1 protein-coding gene is annotated in these 1,047 nt (G+C 49.1%); it reads right to left on the bottom strand.

Features of this window, described 5'->3' with window-relative positions; genetic code table 11:
* A partial coding sequence (locus KDK17_RS13740; protein ID WP_257288291.1) for a PEP/pyruvate-binding domain-containing protein occupies positions 1 to 808 on the bottom strand: 808 nt, incomplete at its 3' end.
* Positions 809 to 1,047 lie beyond the last annotated feature (239 nt).

Genomic DNA, 1,047 nt, shown 5'->3' with positions numbered 1-1,047 from the left:
ACTCAACCCTGATGGTATCATCCTGAAAAGACTGAAAGCTCATGACGACCCCACCGTATTGGCAGTCAATGCACTGCTGAATGATCAGCGCCATGGGGGGCGGTATCACTCCTGGACAGACTTCAGGCCGATAACCTGAGGCCATGACCTTAAGGCAGGTCAGCAAAACATCGTCTTCTTCCTGAACTACAGAGAGGTATTTGCCTGCCTGGGCATCACCGTAGTTATCTTCATTGATACCAGAACTGCGGACAATCACTGGCTGTGATCTGGTCATTTCGTCCAGCTGACAGCGCAGCCCCCTGATGAGTCGGGCCGCTTCAGACTCTTTAACCTGTTCGTAAAAGTCACTACTGGCAACAAATTGCGCGATACCTGCCAACCATTTACCCTTTTCGCTTTGCTCTGAAGGAGGCAATGTATTCAGATATTCCCGAATGTTCGTCAGGCTGCTCTCTGCCGCTGACCCAGTGGCAACCTCGGGGAGATAGGGGGCTAAACAACGAATATCCAGAGGGTGTTGTTCAAGATCATGCATTACCTGAGCTGTTACACATTGGAACGGTGGGACAGGCAGTCCTGATGCCTGCATGCGCCGCAAAAACATCCCCTTGCCCCCAAGTTGTTCCCGGATGGGGGGAGAGTTTAAACGGCAGCTGCGCTTGGCCAGTAGCCTTGGATCGTTTGAAAAGCCACTGGTTTCAAGACAACTCAAATACCTTTTGGGTGAAAGGTCAGCCCCGGTATTCTTATCCAAATGAATGGTCCGGGGTTGATAATCCAATTTTTCAGACCGAGTAGGTAACATCAAGATATCTCTCTAACTTTAGTATTCATCCACGATTGAATAGCTGGTGCCTGAGTTTTTAATGATCGACCGGCCAGCAGGTCGTCAATAAACTGCTGTCTTTTGACCATGATGTTTTTATAAAGTTCACTCGTCAGCCTGAAGAACGCAATAGAAAGAACAGCAATAAGCTGGCAACACGGTTTGCACTAGCAGCCTGTCGGACTTAAGCGTCCGTAGCGAGGATTGCAAGAAATTGA

The sequence above is a fragment of the Endozoicomonas sp. SESOKO2 genome, assembly GCF_024606245.1.
In the GTDB taxonomy this organism is placed as follows: Bacteria; Pseudomonadota; Gammaproteobacteria; order Pseudomonadales; family Endozoicomonadaceae; genus Endozoicomonas_A.
This window is presented reverse-complemented; position numbering and strand designations above follow the sequence as displayed.